Annotated in this window: 12 protein-coding genes; 6 read left to right on the top strand and 6 right to left on the bottom strand. The window is 68.5% G+C overall.

Annotated features, from left to right (window positions below; all coding sequences use genetic code 11):
• The 5 genes from A9X01_RS30890 to A9X01_RS18210 form a co-directional block, all read left to right on the top strand.
• A partial coding sequence (locus A9X01_RS30890) for a hypothetical protein (protein ID WP_065122092.1) occupies window positions 1-1,974 on the top strand: 1,974 nt, incomplete at its 5' end.
• A gap of 178 nt (window positions 1,975-2,152) precedes the next feature.
• Window positions 2,153-3,964, top strand: a complete 1,812-nt coding sequence (locus A9X01_RS18195; protein ID WP_065122108.1) for a serine/threonine protein kinase PknE — start codon at window positions 2,153-2,155, stop codon at window positions 3,962-3,964.
• Window positions 3,965-3,969: 5 nt separating this feature from the next.
• A complete protein-coding gene (locus tag A9X01_RS18200; RefSeq protein ID WP_065122093.1) occupies window positions 3,970-4,455 on the top strand; it encodes an SRPBCC family protein in 486 nt (161 codons plus the stop codon).
• Between the two features lie 60 nt (window positions 4,456-4,515).
• Window positions 4,516-6,846: a Tex family protein gene (locus A9X01_RS18205; RefSeq protein WP_065122094.1), complete on the top strand. Its 2,331-nt coding sequence runs from the start codon at window positions 4,516-4,518 to the stop codon at window positions 6,844-6,846.
• Between the two features lie 101 nt (window positions 6,847-6,947).
• The gene (locus A9X01_RS18210) at window positions 6,948-8,297 is read left to right on the top strand and encodes an acyltransferase family protein (RefSeq protein WP_081282451.1); all 1,350 of its coding nucleotides are present in this window, start codon (window positions 6,948-6,950) and stop codon (window positions 8,295-8,297) included.
• Here A9X01_RS18210 and A9X01_RS18215 read toward each other — a convergent pair.
• From A9X01_RS18215 to glgX, 5 genes are all read right to left on the bottom strand, one after another.
• Entirely contained in the window at window positions 8,236-8,673 is a 438-nt protein-coding gene (locus tag A9X01_RS18215; protein ID WP_065122096.1) for a nuclear transport factor 2 family protein, read from the bottom strand. The two genes, A9X01_RS18210 and A9X01_RS18215, sit on opposite strands and share 62 nt — an antisense overlap.
• Window positions 8,674-8,685: 12 nt before the next feature.
• On the bottom strand, window positions 8,686-9,810 hold the full coding sequence (locus A9X01_RS18220) for an NAD(P)/FAD-dependent oxidoreductase (protein WP_065122097.1): 1,125 nt from the start codon (window positions 9,808-9,810) through the stop codon (window positions 8,686-8,688).
• Window positions 9,807-10,700 carry a DUF1295 domain-containing protein gene (locus A9X01_RS18225; protein WP_081282452.1) on the bottom strand — a complete coding sequence of 298 codons (894 nt, stop codon included), beginning with the start codon at window positions 10,698-10,700 and terminating at the stop codon, window positions 9,807-9,809. The genes A9X01_RS18220 and A9X01_RS18225 overlap by 4 nt, the downstream gene beginning before the upstream one ends.
• A gap of 142 nt (window positions 10,701-10,842) precedes the next feature.
• Entirely contained in the window at window positions 10,843-11,118 is a 276-nt protein-coding gene (locus A9X01_RS18230; RefSeq protein WP_036360459.1) for a DUF4235 domain-containing protein, read from the bottom strand.
• Between the two features lie 22 nt (window positions 11,119-11,140).
• On the bottom strand, window positions 11,141-13,309 hold the full coding sequence (gene glgX / locus A9X01_RS18235; protein ID WP_065122098.1) for a glycogen debranching protein GlgX: 2,169 nt from the start codon (window positions 13,307-13,309) through the stop codon (window positions 11,141-11,143).
• Window positions 13,310-13,683: 374 nt separating this feature from the next.
• Between glgX and A9X01_RS18240 the strand changes: the two genes are divergently transcribed.
• A complete protein-coding gene (locus A9X01_RS18240) occupies window positions 13,684-15,183 on the top strand; it encodes a glycoside hydrolase family 183 protein (protein ID WP_065122099.1) in 1,500 nt (499 codons plus the stop codon).
• A gap of 18 nt (window positions 15,184-15,201) precedes the next feature.
• On the opposite strand, the gene A9X01_RS18245 is transcribed toward A9X01_RS18240, so the two are convergent.
• Window positions 15,202-16,047, bottom strand: a complete 846-nt coding sequence (locus A9X01_RS18245; RefSeq protein ID WP_253849176.1) for an SDR family NAD(P)-dependent oxidoreductase — start codon at window positions 16,045-16,047, stop codon at window positions 15,202-15,204.

The raw sequence follows: 16,047 nt of genomic DNA on the forward strand, positions 1-16,047 counted from the left end.
GGGGCCGGCGGTCTACTGGGCGGGGGCGGCAACGGCGGTAACGGCGGACTCAGCCCGAACACCGTCGGTGGTACCGGCGCCGCGAACGGCACCGGCGGCGCCGGCGGGGCCGGCGGCAACGGCGGTCTGCTCGGCGGATTCCTCGGTTCCGGCGGTGGCAACGGCGGCACGGGTGGTGCCGGCTTCGTCTCGGGCGGTCATGGTGGGGCCGGTGGCAACGGCGGACTGATCGCCGGGTTCGGCGGGTCGGGCGGCGACGGCGGGGCCGCAACCCACGTCCTTCAGGCCGGCGGAAACGGTGGCACCGGCGGAAACGGTGGCAACGGCGGACTGCTTTTCGGGGCCGGTGGCGCGGGCGGCGACGGCGGATACAGCCCAATCCAGGGTGTCGGGGGTAGCGGCGGCAATGGCGGGAACGCGGGATTGTTCTTCTCCAGCGGCGGCGCCGGCGGCACCGGCGGCTTCGGCGACGACGGCGGCGGCAAGGGTGGAGCCGGGGGCAACGCCGGGTTCATCGGTAACGGTGGAGTGGGTGGCGCCGGCGGCATGGCCGAAACAGTGTCTGGCGGCGGTGGTGGCGCCGGAGGCTACGGCGGCCTGTTGCTGGGGAATGGCGGGGCGGGAGGTACCGCGGGCCTGGGCGGCAACGTCCTGCCCGTCTCCGGTGGCGCCGGCGGCAACGCCTTCCTGATCGGCAACGGCGGCAACGGCGGCGTCGGGAATGTGCTGGGCCTTGGCGGCGCCAGCGGAGTGCTGCTGGGACTGGACGGTTTCAACGCTCCGGCCAGTACCTCGCAGTGGCACACCTTCCAGCAGAACGCGCTCAACGCGCTGAACGCACCCAGCCAGTTGCTGACCGGGCGCCCGTTGATCGGCAATGGCGCACCAGGGGCCTACGGGTCGGGCGCCAGTGGGGGTGGCGGCGGCTGGTTGTTGGGTGACGGCGGCGCGGGTGGCTCGGCCGGCACGCTCGGCCAGAGCGGCGGAAATGGCGGAGCCGCCGGGCTTTTCGGCACCGGAGGATCCGGCGGACCGGGCCAATTCTCGTCGGGCTTGGCCGGTGCAGGCGCCGGCGGGGCCGGTGGAGCCGGAGGCTGGCTGCTCGGTAACGGCGGCGTCGGTGGCACCGGCGGGACCGGAGTGGTGGACGGGCTTGCCGGCGCCGGCGGAATCGGTGGCGGCGGTGGGTTGTTCGGCGCGGGCGGCGGCGGTGGCGTCGGCGGATTCAGCGAGGACGGCACCGCCGGGACCGGTGGGCGGGGCGGCAATGGCGGTCTGCTGGCCGGGCTCGCGGGCGCAGGTGGCGGGGACGGCGGGACCGGCGGGAACGGCCTGTTCAACGGCGGCGCCGGCGGTGCCGGGGGCAACGCGGGCCTGCTGGGCGGGCCGGGCGGCGCGGGAGGCGCCGGAGGTGTCGGTGGGTTCAGCGCGATCGGACCCGGCAACGGTGGCGCCGGAGGGGCCGGGGGCAACGGCGGAACGCTGTTCGGCAACGGCGGCGCCGGGGGTAGCGGCGGGTTCGGCCAGTTCGGCACGGGCGGCACCGGCGGAAACGGCGGCATTTCCGGGTTGCTGATGTCCGGCGGCGACGGCGGCACCGGCGGCGAAGGAACGTTCGGCGGCAACGGCGGCGCGGGCGGCAGCGCGACCCTGCTCGGCTGCGGCGGCGCCGGGGGAACCGGTGGCTCGAGCGGCGCGTCGCTTCCTGGTAACTCCGGCACGGCAGGCAACGGCGGCAACGGCGGTAGGGCCGGCGCGCTGATAGGAATCGGCGGCGCGGGCGGCGCCGGTGGCCAGAGCCCCGCGGTCGGCGGCGGGGGCGGCAACACCGTGCTCAGCGGCAACGGCGGCAACGCCGTGCTGATCGGCGTGGGCGGCAATGGCGGCAACAGCGGCACCCCGCTCTACCTCGGCGGTAGTGGCGGCGTCGGCGGCGTACTGCTGGGACGGAACGGGTCGGACGGGTTGCCGTAGCCCTGCTGGAACACCTCGGCAAGCCGAAGCACTCTTCATTTGCACGCTTCGCGCACCCAAACCATTAGCCTTATGCCTGGCACGCCACCGCGTACTCGGGTCCGACGCCTCCACCGTCGGGCGCGTGCAGGTGCTTCCGGTCGGTTAGCCGCGCGAAAGGCGGGTGAAGGAGTCGGCGATGGGTGACACGACCGAGGGTTCGCGGGAAGGCACGCAGTTCGGACCATATCTGTTGCGACGCTTGGTGGGTCGCGGCGGCATGGGCGACGTCTACGAGGCCGAGGACACAGTCCGGGAGCGGGTCGTCGCCCTCAAGCTCATGTCGCAAACGCTGTCGCAGGATCCCGTTTTCCGGACGCGGATGCAGCGCGAGGCCCGCACCGCCGGCCGGTTGCAGGAACCGCACGTCGTACCGATCCACGACTACGGCGAGATCGACGGCCAGCTGTATGTGGACATGCGCCTGATCGACGGCAAGGACCTCGCCGCCCTGCTGAAGCGCTATGGCCCGCTCACCCCGCCCCGCGCGGTCGCCGTGGTGCGTCAGATCGGTTCGGCACTCGACGCGGCGCACGCCGCCGGCGTGACGCACCGCGACGTCAAACCGGAAAACATCCTGGTCAGCGCCGACGACTTCGCCTATCTCGTCGACTTCGGGATCGCCAGCGCCGGCACCGACGAGAAGCTCACGCAACTCGGCAGCACGGTGGGCACGCTCTACTACATGGCGCCGGAGCGCTTCGGCGAGACCGAAGTGACCTATCGGGCCGACATCTACGCGCTGGCTTGTGTCTTGTACGAGTGCCTGGTCGGAACCCCGCCCTTCCGTGGCGACCAGCTGGCCGTCATGGGCGCGCACCTGAACCAGCCACCACCGCGGCCCAGCGTCGCGCGTCCGGGCATCCCAGCCGCCTTCGACGAGGTGATCGCCCGTGGAATGGCCAAGGACCCGGTAGACCGCTATCCCACCTGCAGCGACCTGTCGGCGGCGGCCTACGCCGCCCTGGCCACACCGGACCAGGACCGCGCCAGCGACATTCTGCAGCGCAGTCAGGTGGCGCAGGTGCCGCCGTCCTTCGCGGGGCAGGCACCCAGCGGGTTCGTGCCCCCGCCGGGGCCGCCGCAAGGCTGGTCCACCCCGTCGTCGTTCGCGGGCATGCCGCCCGGGGGGCCTTCGAGTGGCCCACTGCCGGCGCAGTGGCCGGGCACCCAGGGCTGGGGCGGCGCACCCCCGGGGACCGTCGGCACGCCGCCGTGGGGCCAGCAGCAAGCCCGTCCCACCAAGCTGCTGCGCAAACCCTGGTTCTGGGCGGGGCTGACGATCGCCGTCATCGTGGCGGTGGTGGGCGGGGTGATCATCGGCTTCTCGCCGCGTCGGGAATCACCGCAGCCGCCCAAATCCTCCACAGCGGCGCCGGCCGCGGACGCGGTCACGTTGAACGTCCTCAATGACGGTGTGTTCGTTGGCAGTTCCGCTGCGGTCGCGACGATCGACGTCTTCAACGAACCGATCTGTCCGCCGTGCGGCGCCTTCATCAGGTCCTACGCCGGCGACATCGATGCCGCGGTGGCGAACAAGAAGCTCGCGGTTCGCTACCACCTGCTGAACTTTCTCGACGACCAGTCGCATACCAAGAACTACTCGACCAGGGCCGTGGCAGCCTCCTATTGTGTTGCGGGCCAGAACGACCCGAAGGTGTACACCAATTTCTATTCCGCGCTGTTCGGCAGCGACTTCCAGCCGCAGGAGGGTGCCGCCTCGGATAGGACCGACGCCGAGCTGGCGCGGCTGGCGCAGTCCGTCGGGGCGAACACCAACGCGACCAACTGCATCAAATCGGGAATGGACCTCGGTACCGCACAAATCAAGGCGAACAATTCCAGCGCGACCCTGGCCGGGTTCAATGCCCAGGGCACGCCGTTCGTATGGGACGGCACCGGCGGGGTGGACCTACAGAATCCGAACTGGCTCACCAAGTTGATCGGCTGACTGCAATGAGCGAACGCATCGAGATCGACCGCACCATCGCCGCGCCGGCAGCGGATATCTTCGCGGTGCTATGCGACCCGCAGGGCCATGTGGCGATCGACTCGTCGGGAATGTTGCAGGACGCCGAAGGCCAGCCGGTGGCCGCCGTCGGTGACACCTTTGTGGTCCACATGGATCGGGAAGCGCTGAACGATTACCCGCAGTTGGGCAAATACGACGTCACGGTCGAGATCTCGGAGTTCGACCGCGATCGGTTGATCGCATGGACCATTCTCGGCCAGCTCCGGCCGCAAATCGGTCACATCTACGGTTACCGGCTACAGCCGACTCAGGACGGCGCGGCCACCGTGGTCACGTCGTTCTACGACTGGTCCAACATCGACCCCACCTGGCGCGAAGCCGGGATCTTCCCGGTCATCTCCGAAGGCGCGCTGCGGGCCACGCTCGGCATCCTGGACCGCACCGTGCGGCGCGGGTACCCGCGCCGGTAACCGGCTCGCCGGGGCCGGGGTTGCCGGGTCCTGTCAGAGGCGTTCGGTAGGGTCCCTCGGGTGACTCCCACAGCCAGCATCAAACCCGTAAATGCCCGTCTCGCTGAGGAACTCGCGATCGCCGAGGCCCAGGTGGCCGCGGCCGTCAAGCTGCTCGACGACGGCGCCACCGTCCCGTTCATCGCCCGCTACCGCAAGGAGGCGACCGGCAGCCTCGACGACGGGCAGCTTCGTCACCTCGAGGAGCGGTTGCGGTATCTGCGGGAACTCGACGAGCGGCGCGCTGCGGTGCTGGCCTCGATCAAAGAACAGGGCAAGCTCACCGACGAGTTGCGCGGCGCCTTGATCGCCGCCGACACCAAGGCGCGCGTCGAGGACATCTATCTGCCCTACAAGCCCAAGCGGCGGACCAAGGCACAGATCGCCCGGGAAGCGGGCCTGGAGCCACTGGCCGACCGACTGATCGCCGACTCGACGCTGACGCCGGAAACCGCTGCCGGGGAATTTGTCGGCGCCGCCGTCGCCGACACCGCCGCCGCGCTGGAGGGCGCCCGGCACATCCTCATCGAGCGCGCCGCCGAGAACGCGGAGCTGGTCGGCTCGGTCCGTGAGACGTTCTGGGCCAAGGCTCGCCTGCGCACCGGACCGGTCTCCGCCGAAATCGCGAAAAGCGCTGCTGGGCAGAAGTTCCGGGATTATTTCGAGTACACCGAATCGGTGCGGGACATGCCCTCGCACCGGGTGCTGGCGATCCTGCGCGGCGAGAAGGAGAAGGTGCTGGCCTGCAATTTCGACGGCGGCCCCGACGGGGAGTACGAGGTGATGATCGCGCGCGGCCTCGGCATCGACCTGGCCCGGCCCGCCGATCGCCACCCAGCCCAGCGCTGGCTGACCACCACGGTCAGCTTCGCCTGGCGCACCAGGCTGATGTTCTCCGCGACCGTCGATGCCCGGGTCCGGTTGCGGCAGCGGGCCGAAGAGGAAGCCGTTGCGGTATTCGCGCAGAACCTCAAAGACCTGTTGCTGGCCGCACCCGCCGGCGCCCGCCCGACGCTCGGCCTCGACCCGGGCTTCCGGACCGGTGTCAAGGTCGCCGTGGTCGACGGCACCGGCAAGGTGGTGGACACCTGCGCGATCTACCCACATCAGCCGCAGCGCCAATGGGATGCGGCCAAGGCGACCCTCGCCGCGCTCATCGCCCGGCACAATATCGAGCTGATCGCCATCGGCAACGGCACCGCGTCACGCGAAACCGACGCGCTGGCAAGCGAATTGATCGCCGACATCCGGGCGGCCGGGGGACCGGCGAGCGCCCCCGTCAAAGTGCTGGTGAGCGAAGCCGGCGCATCAGTCTATTCCGCTTCGGCGTATGCGGCGCACGAGCTACCGCGCCTCGACGTCACCCTGCGCGGTGCCGTTTCCATCGCCAGGCGCCTACAGGATCCGCTGGCCGAATTGGTCAAGATCGAGCCCAAATCGATCGGCGTGGGTCAATATCAACACGACGTGACGCCGGGCATCCTCGCCCGAAGCTTGGACGCCGTCGTCGAGGACGCGGTGAACGCGGTGGGCGTCGACGTCAATACCGCGTCCGTCCCGCTGCTGTCGCGGGTATCGGGCATCTCGGAATCCTTGGCCGAGGCCATCGTGGCCTACCGCGACAGCACCGGGCCGTTCGCCAGCCGCGGTGCCCTGCTCGACGTTCCTCGGTTGGGGCCCAAGGCTTTCGAGCAGTGCGCGGGCTTCCTGCGGGTCCGTGACGGCGACGACCCGCTGGATGCCTCCGGTGTGCACCCCGAGGCCTATCCGGTGGTCCGGCGCATGCTGGACCGCAGCGGTCTCACGCTGGCCGAGATCATCGGTGATCAGCGCGCGCTGCGGAAGCTGCGGCCCGCCGACTTCGCCGACGACACGTTCGGTGTGCCGACCGTCACCGATATCCTCGCCGAGCTGGAAAAGCCCGGCCGCGACCCCCGGCCCGCGTTCACCTCGGCGACGTTCGCGGCCGGGGTGCAGAAGATCACCGACCTCAAGCCCGGCATGGTGCTGGAAGGCGTGGTGACCAACGTGGCCGCATTCGGTGCCTTCGTCGACATCGGGGTGCACCAGGACGGCCTGGTGCACGTCTCCGCAATGGCCGACCGCTACGTGTCGGATCCGCATGATGTCGTGCGGTCCGGGCAAGTGGTGCGGGTGCGCGTCACCGACGTCGACGTGGAACGTCAGCGCATCGGATTGACCCTGCGGCTACAGGACCGGGCGCCGCGCGACCAGCGCAAGGACCGGTCGCCCGCACCGCGGGCACGCGGCAACCACACCGGCCGCCGGGAAGCTGCCCCGGCGGGCAACTCGATGGCTCAGGCGCTGCGCGACGCGGGCTTTGGGAGATAGGAGGGCAGATAGGAGGGGAGATAGACGCACAGAACCCGCTGGTGGGCGGGTCGGGTAGTACTACTCATTCGGCGCGGCCCGTCGATCGGCATGCTGGTCGAATGCCCCTCGCTACCTCCACTGCCACGGGCGTGCCCGGTCCCGCCTCGAACGACGCCGCCGCCCGCCCGCGTGACCGAGCCGTCGACGTCGCACGGCTGACCGCCCTGGTCGTCGTGATGTTCGGCCACTGTGCGCTGCTGCTCGGCACCATTGACGCCGGCGGCGTGCGGATCGGCAATCTGCTTGGTGCGATGCCGGCGATCGCGCCGGTGACCTGGATCGTGCAGGTGATGCCGTTGTTCTTCCTGGCCGGCGGCGCCGCGGGTGCCTATGGCTGGCACCCGGGCGCGGCCTGGGGTTCGTGGCTGTTCAGCCGCGCGCAGCGGTTGTGCCGCCCGGTGTTCTGGTACCTCGCGGCGTGGACGGTCGCGCTGCTGGTGGTGCGCGAAACCGTTGGGGAGGAATCGGCGGCGGACCTCGGCCGCGAATGTGTGGCGCTGCTGTGGTTTCTCGGCGTGTACCTGGTGGTGCTGGCGTTCGTGCCGGCGCTGACCCGGTTGCGTACCGGGCGTGCGGTCGCCCTGACCCTGGGCGGCCTGCTCGGCCTGGCCGCCGCGGTCGACGGGATCCGATTCGCCGTGGGCACAGCCGAATCAGGGGTGGCCAACTTCCTGATCGTGTGGCTGATTCCGGTGGTGATCGGTGTCGCATATGCGCGCGGACTGGTCGGTGTGCGTGCCGCCGTCGTCGCGGCCGTCGGTGCGTTCACGGGCCAGGTGCTGCTGGCGGTTGCCGGCGCGTACGAGGTCTCGCTGGTGGTGACCGGCGCGGAGCGCATGTCGAATGTGGCCCCGCCGACGCTGTTGCTGGCCCTGCACTGCACCTGGATGTCGTGTGCGTTCGTGGCTGTTGCGGCCCCGATTCGGCAGTGGGCGGCGAGGCCGTGGGTCTGGCACGTCGTCGCCGTGGGCAACGGGGGAGCGATGACGTTGTATCTGTGGCACATCCCGGCGATCGCCCTGTCGGCTGTCGGCCTGCACGCGGTCGGCCTGGACGCCTACGACGTGCACGCACCGGGGTTCTGGGGCCTGCTCGGGTTGCGGGCAGTGGTGTTCGCCGTCGTCATGGCAGTGTTGTTCCGGCTGCTCTCTCCGCTCGAGCACCGACGGCTGCCCTGGTGGGATGGCCCGATCCGCCCCGCCGGGCCCCGGACGGCAGTTGCGGGTGTGCTGGTGTGTGTCGCAGGGGTTTTGGTGGTGCTGCTCGCCAAGCAGGGGATGACCGGTGTCGCCGGGTGGACGGCATTGGCCTGCTTTGTGGCCGCGGCGGCGTCGGCCCGCGCCGCGATCAGCCCCGGGCCATCGCGGAATCCGGTGCGGCCCAGTCGGTCGACACCTTCCGGTGCTTGATCAGCCACGTGTCGGCGTCGGGTACCAGGACGTCGCGGTAGCGCCCGAAGTGGTCGAGCCCGACGTGGGTCGTCACGGTGAAGTACGACGAGACGAAGGCCCGCTCCGGCGTCAGCCCGGTGAACAACACGTTGGTCACGTTGTGCCGGACGATGGGTTTGACATCGGTGCCCGTGGCGATGCTGCCGGTGAGGCCGCCGAGGAATTTCGCGATCTCGGTGCGGCCGTGCAGTGATTGCAGCCCGCGGATTTCCAGCACACCGTCGGAACAAAAAGTCGCGGCAAGGTCGTCGACCAGGCCGGCGTCACCCGACCAGTTGTAACGTGCCAACGTGTCGCGAATCTGTTCCCGCGCAACAAGTTCCCAGATCTCCACTAGCCCCTCTCCTTACCCGAACGGGCGGTTCGCCCGTACCCCTCGGTACATGCCCCAACGCACGATCAGCGGCATGACCACCCGCTCCACCGACCACAACGGAAACCTAAAGGCGTGACCGGTGGGCAGGAACACCTCCAGCCCGTCGGGCTGGATCCCGATCAGTGAGCCCCACCGTCGGGTCGGCGCCCGGAATGCGCGCAGCGGACGGTCGGCGAATGTGGCACGAATGTTGCGGGCCAGCAACGCATCTCCCCGGTTGCGGGCGGAGCTGCGCAGTGGGTCGGTGGCCGCCACATCGCCGACCGCGAAGACGTCGCGATGGCCCGGCACCGAAAGTTCCGGTGTCACCCGGATGAACCCCCGCTCATCCAGCAATTCCGGCGGCAGCCAGCCGGTGTTGGGCCGGACCCGACCGATCGCCCACAGCACGGCATCGGCGACGGACGGTGTCTGTCCGGAGCTCCAGCGGACCGGTTCGGTCGTGATCGCGTCGCCGGTGAAATGATCTGCGATCAGAGCGCGGTGGCCCGGGTGCAGCTCCACCCCAAGTCGCTCCAGCCGGGCCTTGACACGCTTCCAGATCCGTGGGTGGTACTCGCTGAGCGGGCGTTCGCCGGGAAAGTACAGGCCGATTCGCTTGTCCGGCCAAGTGGTGGCCAGGTTCACCGCAGAGCTCACTGCGGCCGCTCCGCCGCCGACCACGATGACCGATTTCGCTGTCGCCAATTGCTCATGTGCCGCATAGAGATTCGCGCCGACATCGGCGGGTGACTGCAGCGTCGGCTGGCGCCAGAATCCATTACTGACACCGGTAGAGATCACCAGCGCGTCGTAGCCCTCCGTGAAGGTGGTGCCGTCAAAGCGGCGGCCGGTGACCGTGTGGGCGGCCAGGTCGACGCCGGTCAGTTCGCCCTGCACCGTCCGCACCCGGTCGAGTCGGCGAAACCTGTCGAACGGGATCCAGTAGTCCCGCGCCCAGTCGTCGGGCCGGGCGAGTCGGACACCGAGTTCCTGGCCGCTGACCAGGCCCGGCTTGACCGAGATCCCGACCACCTCGGCGTGCGGGGCCAACCGGATGGCGGTCAGCAGGCCCACGTCGCCGAGGCCCGCGACGACGACGCGTTTGCGGCTCACGCAGCGACTCGGCGCGACGGCCGGGGCACGAAGCGCGGCACCCGGTCAATCACCTGCTGGTAGTCCGGGCGGCGCTGCAGACTCCGCGTCTCCATCATCGGGATGCTGGCACCCAGGAACATGGCCAGCATCGCCGCCGCGCCGACGAACAACCACCATGCGTCCGAGGGCGATGCCGCGACCCCGAACAGCGCCAGCGCGAACCAGAAGCTGAACTCCCCGAAGTAGTTCGGATGCCGGGACCAGCTCCACACCCCACGCGTCATGGCCTCGCCGGGGCGCCGGTCCCGGACGAATCGGTGCAGCTGGACGTCGGCGATGAGTTCGAGCGCCACCGCCGCGATACCAACGACGAACGCGACAACAGTCAGCCACCGGATGCCCGAGCCGGCGTGGGTGAGGCAGACGTACACCGGCAGCATGCCGGCGAACACCTGGGTCGTCGGAATGAGGTGGATCGCAACCAGGTCGACGAGGAACTCCCATCGCCCGGCCCGCTCGCGGAACATCGGGTAGCGCCAGTCCTCGTGATGCAGACCCGGGAAACCGTAAACCCAGTTCGCGGTCAAGCGCACCGCCCACAACGTCACCAGCGTGGCCACCAGCCAGCATCGCAGTTGGTCGACGCCCGGCCCGGCCTGACTCCACCAGTAGAAGGTGAGCAACGGCGGGATGACGCTCCAATAGGCGTCGTAGAAGCTCGAGTTGCGGTAGGCGCGGCTGAATGCGAACACCACCACCGTGGCCAGCACATCGGCGACGAAGGTGTCCCGCCACAGCAGACCGGTGCTTGGGCCCCACCCCAACCAGGCGGCGGCCACGCCAACGGCTATTAGATATGCGACGGTGATCAGCGTCAGCGATCGGGCCTTGCCCATCGTTGCGGTCATGGCACCCGGTTCACTTCTGCGACTGCGCTTTTGGGCCAACAGCTAACATCCGGGTCTCCTTGCCACACTGCCCGGTTGTCCCAGGACACCGGCTGCGGTCGGCAAAACTGTAACACGTTCTATCGACCGGCCGGGCCGGGAGTTACGGAGCGGGTGACTCGTGGGTGACGGCCTGGTAGCCGCGGGCGCCGACCCGGTCGACCGCGGCCCGCACCACGCCGAAGATCAGGCCCTGCAGACCGGCGCCGATCAGGGCGGAGCGGGTCGAGTTGCTGAGGTCTTTCGGGTCCGGCGGTGCTTGGTCGTCATCGCTGAACCGCTTCCACACCTGGCTGAACACGGCGCCGGCCAGCAGGCCGCCCGTCACGCTGGTGGCAATCGAGAGCGGCATGTACAGGGCTTTGGACTTTGCACTCATGACGATCCTTCGTTCTCTGGGCCTATTCGTCGTGGACCTGCTGCAGCAGGATCATCGCCCGGCCGGCAACCGTGATGTTGCCTTTGGGTCCAATGGGGTCTTCCTGCTCGACCTGCCCGGTGGCGGTCGAGGTGTCCAGCACCGCTTGCCAGCTGGCGCCGAATTCGTCGGGCGGAAGCGTGAATTCGATCGGCTCGTGGTGGGCGTTGAAACACAGCACGAACGAGTCGTCGGTGATGCGCTGGCCGCGCGCATCCATGCCGGGGATGCCCAGCCCGTTGAGGTACACCGCGACCGACTTGCCGAAGCCCGAGTCCCAGTCCTCGTCGCTCATCTCCGAGCCGTCCGGCCGGAACCACGAAATGTCGGGAATGCCCTGCGAACCCCGCCGGCGGACCGGAGCACCGGTGAAGAAACGCCGCCTGCGGAACACCGGATGCGCGGCCCGCAGCGCTGTCACCGACCGGGTGAACTCCATCAGGTCGGCGTCGGCGTTGTCCCAGTCGATCCAGGTCAGCTCGGAGTCCTGGCAGAACCCGTTGTTGTTGCCGTTCTGGGTGCGACCGAGCTCGTCACCGTGGCAGATCATCGGAACACCCTGGGACAGGATGGTCGTCGCTAGGAAGTTGCGCTGCTGCCTGGCGCGCAGGGCGTTGATCTCCGGGTCGTCGGTCGGACCTTCCGCGCCGCAGTTCCACGACCGGTTGTGCGACTCGCCGTCGTTGTTGTCCTCTTTGTTGGCGTCGTTGTGTTTTTCGTTGTAGGAGACCAGGTCTCGCAGCGTGAATCCGTCATGCGCGGTCACGAAGTTGATCGAGGCCACCGGCCGGCGCGCGGTGTGTTCGTAGAGGTCCGCCGAACCGCTTATCCGGGAAGCGAATTCGCTCAGGATCGCGTCCTCGCCGCGCCAGAAGTCGCGGATGGTGTCGCGGAACTTGCCGTTCCATTCGGTCCACTGGGGCGGGAAGTTGCCCACCTGGTACCCGCCGGGCCCGACGTCCCAGGGCTCGGCGATGAGCTTCACCTGACTGACGATCGGATCCTGTTGGACGAGTTCGAAGAACGCCGAGAGCCGGTCGACGTCGTAGAACTCGCGGGCCAGGGTCGAGGCGAGGTCGAACCGGAATCCGTCGACGTGCATCTCGGTCACCCAGTAGCGCAGCGAATCCATGATCAGTTGCAGGGTGTGCGGGTGCCCGACGTTGAGGCTGTTTCCGGTGCCGGTGTAGTCCATGTAGTACCGCTTGTCGTCGTCGACCAGGCGGTAGTAGGCGGCATTGTCGATCCCGCGCATCGACAGCGTGGGCCCCATGTGGTTTCCCTCGGCGGTGTGGTTGTAGACCACGTCGAGGATGACCTCGATGTTGGCTTCGTGCAGGGCACGGACCATGGCCTTGAATTCCTGCACCTGCCCGCCTGGATTGTTGCTCGCGGTGTACTTGAAGTCGGGTGCGAAGAAGCCGATCGTGTTGTAGCCCCAGTAATTGGAGAGGCCCTTGTCGATCAGCGTCGAGTCGTTGGCGAAATGGTGCACCGGCATCAGTTCGATCGCGTTGACGCCGAGATTGGTGAGGTGCTCGATGATCGCTGGGTGGGCGATCGCCGAGTAGGTGCCCCTGATGCGCTCGGGGATGTCGGGGTGCGTCTGGGTCAGGCCCTTGACGTGGGCCTCGTAAATGACGGTGTCGGCGTATTCGTGGCCCGGCGGCCGGTCTACGCCCCAGTCGAAGTACGGGTTGATCACCACCGACTTGGGCATGTTCGCCGCGGAATCTTCGTCGTTACGGCTGTCGGGGTCACCGAAGTTGTAGCTGAACAGCGACTGGTCCCACTGGAAGCTCCCGTCGATCGCTTTCGAGTACGGGTCGACGAGCAGCTTGTTGGGGTTGCAGCGTTGGCCGTTGCCGGGGTCGTATGGGCCGTGTACCCGGAACCCATACCGCTGCCCGGGTTCGACGCTGGGCAGGAAGCCGTGCCAGACGAAACCGTCGACCTCGGGCAGGGCGATCTTGGTCTCGGTGCCGTCGTCGTCGAACAAGCACAGCTCGACCCGCTCGGCCACCTCGCTGAACACGGCGAAGTTGGTCCCCGACCCGTCGTAGGTTGCGCCCAACGGGTAGGCCTTGCCGGGCCAGACCTCCGGTCGCTCCTGGTCGCCGGAGCCTGGATTCTGCTGTCCGCTGGTAACCACCGTGCCTCCTGTTTTCCTGGATTGGACCGGATTGTGAACATCGGCGGTCGGGGGACTGTATATCCGCTGATGTGCCGGGCTAAGCATGAGATTGCTCTCAGACTTTCGCCCCGTTGCAGACGACAAACTCGGTCAACGCGGCGGCCGTCCGGAACCCGCGGAAGTGCCTGCGCGCCTGCCGATTCCACATTGAACTCAAATATGACGACTGGACGCGACAGGGGCGCCGGCCGACGTGTGATCGCTAGAGTTGCGACACGGTCACGGACCCATACCTATTGACTCATCACTGGTCACTACAACCTCACTGCTCACTATCGTCACATCAACCACTGCGGACGTCAATCTGGCGCCCGACCCCTGAGAGGTGTGACATGTCGGCGGTTCCTCGTTTTGTTTCGGTATCGCTGGCAGCGACGGCCGCAATCGGACTCATCCTTCCGTTCGGCCTCGCTCCATCGGCGAACGCGTTGCCGTGCAGCGCGCCCGCGGCCAATGTGCCGCCACCGGCGAACGCGGTGGTGACGAACCCGGGGGGCAAGGTGCTCGGGCCGCTGAACAAACGGCCCCGCGGCGCCAACGACCGGGCGCCGCTGCCCAGGCTGGGACCGTTGCAGCGGGTACTGCAGCCGGGTCAGCGCTACTCCGCGCCGCTCCAACAACAGGCGCGGGTGCCGGGGGCCAACCCAGCTCCGCCGGTTCCCAACCCGCCGGCCGCCGGCGCGCGGCCACCCGCCGGGCAGCTGGCCCCCGAGGCGGCCGCCGCCCCAGCGCCCAACCCGGCACCGGTGCCCGAAGCGGCACCGCCGGACGGAGCGCCGGATACGGGCGCGGCACTCGGGGGCTCCAACACGTCGCTGGTCGAGTGGGTGACCGGACCGGAGGGCCCCAACAAGACCCTGGAGCGGTTCGGCATCTCCGGGACGGACCTCGGAATCCTCTGGGATAACGGCGATCCCGCCAATCACCAGGTGCTGATGGCGTTCGGCGACACCTTCGGATACTGCGCCGTCAAGGGCGACCAGTGGCGCTACAACGTGCTGTTCCGCAGCAACGACCACGACCTGTCGCACGGCCTGCACGTGGCCAACGGTGACCCGAACAATCGCTACGCCGGCTCACCGACCCAGCAGCCGGGCTTCTCCAGGCAGGTCATCAACAGCATCAAGTACGCCAGGGAAGAGACCGGCATCATTCCGACCGCTGCCATCTCCATCGGCAAGACCCAGTACATCAACTTCATGTCGATCAAGGACTGGGGACGCGACGGTGAGTGGTGGACGAACTACTCCGGAATCGCGATGTCCACCGACAACGGCCAGACCTGGGCGGTCTACCCCGGAACGATCCGTGCGAACGGGCCCGACGCCGCGCGGGTCCCTTACGTCGAGGGCAACGAGAACTTCCAGATGGGCGCCTACGTCAAGGGCAGTGACGGCTACCTGTACTCGTTCGGCACACCGAACGGCCGCGGCGGCTCGGCCCACCTGTCCAGGGTGCAGCCACGCTTCATTCCGGACCTCACCAAATACGAGTATTGGAACGGCGATTCGAACTCCTGGGTGCCGAATAAGCCCTCGGCGGCCACTCCGGTGATCCCGGGCCCGGTGGCCGAAATGTCGGCGCAGTACAACACCTACCTCAAGCAGTACCTGGTGATGTACACCAACGGCGCCAACGACGTCGTGGCCAGGACCGCGCCGGCGCCGCAAGGGCCATACAGTCCCGAGCATCTGCTGGTGTCGAGCTTCTCGATGCCCGGCGGCATTTACGCTCCGATGATGCATCCCTGGACGACAGGCAAGGACGTGTACTTCAACCTGTCGCTGTGGTCGGCTTACGACGTGATGTTGATGCACACCACCTTGGGCTGACGTCTGCCGCGGTGCCCGTCAGGCCTGAAAGGGCCGATTCGTCCACTCGCGGCCTTCGCGGCGCGACGAACGGAACCAGCCGCCCGCCGCGCCGGTGCCGCCATCGGTCGGGATGGTGTGGCCGGTGACGAAGGCCGACAACTCAGAAGCCAGAAACAGGATCACCCGCGCCTGGTCCTCCGGACGGCCCATCCGCCCAACGGGCACCCAGTCGGGCCACCGTTGCTGCTCGTCGGGGGAGAGCCACTGCGTATACGGCACCTGGAGCGACTCGGTGACGTCCGGGCCGATCGCGTTGACCCGCACGCCGTCGCGACCCACCTGCACCGCGAGGCTGCGGGTGAACTGGATGACCGCCGCTTTGAACGCCGCGTAGACCGGATCCTCCGGGTATCCGCGTAACCCCTCCACCGACGAGACGTTGACGATCGCACCCACATGCCGCTCGATCATCGCGGGCAGGAACGCGCGGGTGACGAGGAAGACGTGATGCAGATTCACCCGGTAGAGCTCGTCCCAGAGTTGCGGGTCGGTGCCCGCGAAAGCACCGGGGTGCCGCACCCAGTCACCCACGTTGTTGACCAGCACGTCGACACGCCCGTAACGCCGCAGCACGGTGTGTGCCAACGAGCCGACCTGCTCGGCGTCGCGTACGTCGGTGGGAACCGCGAGTGCCGGGTCACCGATCTCGGCGGCGACCTGCTCCGCCCGACCGGCGTCGATGTCGGCGATCACCACGCGGGCGCCGTGCTCGGCAAACAACCGCGCGGTGGCCGCGCCGATGCCACCCCCGCCGCCGGTTATCACCGCCACCCGGTCGGTCAACAAGTCAGCCGACGTCACCACGCGTCTATCTTCGGTCAC

The organism is Mycobacterium asiaticum (genome assembly GCF_001668675.1).
Classification (GTDB): Bacteria; Actinomycetota; Actinomycetes; order Mycobacteriales; family Mycobacteriaceae; genus Mycobacterium; species Mycobacterium asiaticum_D.

What these genes read in the sequence shown, in the direction of transcription:
- A9X01_RS18195 (WP_065122108.1), top strand. Translation starts at nt 2,153, where the DNA reads ATGGGTGACACGACCGAGGGTTCGCGGGAAGGCACGCAGTTCGGACCA.
- A9X01_RS18200 (WP_065122093.1), top strand. Translation starts at nt 3,970, where the DNA reads ATGAGCGAACGCATCGAGATCGACCGCACCATCGCCGCGCCGGCAGCG.
- A9X01_RS18210 (WP_081282451.1), top strand. Translation starts at nt 6,948, where the DNA reads ATGCCCCTCGCTACCTCCACTGCCACGGGCGTGCCCGGTCCCGCCTCG.
- A9X01_RS18225 (WP_081282452.1), bottom strand. Translation starts at nt 10,700, where the DNA reads ATGACCGCAACGATGGGCAAGGCCCGATCGCTGACGCTGATCACCGTC.
- A9X01_RS18230 (WP_036360459.1), bottom strand. Translation starts at nt 11,118, where the DNA reads ATGAGTGCAAAGTCCAAAGCCCTGTACATGCCGCTCTCGATTGCCACC.
- A9X01_RS18240 (WP_065122099.1), top strand. Translation starts at nt 13,684, where the DNA reads ATGTCGGCGGTTCCTCGTTTTGTTTCGGTATCGCTGGCAGCGACGGCC.